This is a genomic window from Flavobacterium sp. IB48 (assembly GCF_016405855.1).
Taxonomy (GTDB): Bacteria; Bacteroidota; Bacteroidia; order Flavobacteriales; family Flavobacteriaceae; genus Flavobacterium; species Flavobacterium ginsengisoli.
Genome location: NZ_JAEFCA010000029.1, coordinates 1 through 888, shown reverse-complemented (window position 1 = coordinate 888; position 888 = coordinate 1). Strand labels below are relative to the sequence as shown.

1 protein-coding gene is annotated in these 888 nt (G+C 36.8%); it reads right to left on the bottom strand.

Annotated features, from left to right (window positions below; genetic code table 11):
* A partial coding sequence (locus JC605_RS23615) for a DUF1254 domain-containing protein (protein ID WP_198858532.1) occupies positions 1–888 on the bottom strand: 888 nt, incomplete at both ends.

The following is an 888-nucleotide window of genomic DNA, read 5'->3' as shown; positions in this document are numbered from 1 at the left end:
GCAGAAACATTTTTAGCCATTTTCCAAGCTGTTTCTGCCGCTTTGTCCAGCATTACCTTATCTTTTTCTGAAAGTTTAAAATCAGCTCCTTTTGAGATTCCCAAAGCGGCCAGCATCCCATTCATATAAGGATCCTCTCTGTCTATCTGTTCGCTTTGTATCAAACGATCGAGCATTTCAAAATAAGTATGATCGTGTGCAAACAAGGCATTCGAAGCTATATCAGAAACGTGTTTAAAAACCATTTCCTTTTTATCGCCTTTTAGTGGATATACTTTTATTCCTTCTACCGCTTTTACACCTGGCGAAAGATCATCGACCGATTTAAAAAAGCCTCTTTGAAAGATAAATAATCCATTGGTTTTACTTCTATATACATAGTAATTTTTCTCATCGACTTTTCCTGTATAGTTTTCAGGAATAACCAAATATTTCCCTCCTTTACCTTTGTCTGGTCCTGGAAAACCAATATCTCCCAAATATTGTACACCATTAATTTTTGGTCCAGTTAAAGGTCTTTGCCAAAAATCATCTAATATCCCCTGAAGATTTGCAGGAACATCAAGAACCAAAGGACCTGTTTTACTCAAATCAGCAAATCCCAGTGCATAAATAACATCTGAATTAGGTGTGGTGATAATAGTTCTTGGTTTTAAGCGTTTTTCATAAACTGAAATCACATTATACCCTTCACCTGATGTTTTTCCCAAACCTTCCTTCATCGCGTACATATTCACTGCAGGCAAAGACCACAAATAAACCTGAACTGCCCTTTGAAAATACAATTCATCGTCTAAAGCAGTTGAAGATTCTTTTGTAGGATAGTTATCATCAAATGGCGAAGCTGCAATTGCCGAATAGCGGTTGGGATCATTACTCTGTGCTATT